Origin of the sequence: Methylobacterium sp. J-048 (assembly GCF_022829515.1) — a bacterium.
Lineage (GTDB): Bacteria > Pseudomonadota > Alphaproteobacteria > Rhizobiales > Beijerinckiaceae > Methylobacterium.
Genome location: NZ_JAKSYL010000062.1, coordinates 1 through 475, shown reverse-complemented (window position 1 = coordinate 475; position 475 = coordinate 1). Strand labels below are relative to the sequence as shown.

General features: G+C 68.2%; 1 protein-coding gene. It reads right to left on the bottom strand.

Translation table 11 applies throughout. The features are described 5' to 3' along the window. Window positions 1-259 precede the first annotated feature (259 nt). Window positions 260-475: hypothetical protein (locus MKL09_RS03615; protein ID WP_244018038.1), on the bottom strand; the 216-nt coding region annotated here is incomplete at its 5' end.

Sequence of the window (475 nt, the reverse complement as noted above, 5' to 3'; positions counted from 1 at the left end):
CGCCAGGCGCTCGGCCAGGGTGCCTTTCACCTTGAGGATCGTGAACAGCACCGACGAGCGCTGCATGCTGATCTTCACCTCGCGCACCGCCGCATGCACGGCCGGCGACGCGAAGGGCAGCGCCGCGGCGCCGAGGCCGGCAGGAGAGAGCCTGTCGTCACGTGCTTGCCCGCCGCACGCCTTGCGGTGTCGCGAACGCCTCGGGCGCACTGCCGGGAAGAACCGGTCTTGTTGCAGGCAAGAGGCTAGCTGTCGTCGGTCAGGCTCTTCCGCGTTGAGCCTTCAGCTGCTGCAGGGCGCGTTCATTCTCGCGATCGAACTGAGCCGGCGTGACTTCTCCAGCGTCCACACGGCGTGCGAGCTGCTTGCGGTACTCCAGCGCGTCCTCTTCCTGCGCGCTCAGCAGCACACTGGCTCGCGCGGCCGCCTGGGTACGTTCAGCCCACTCCGTGTAGCTGATCCGACGCGCATCGCG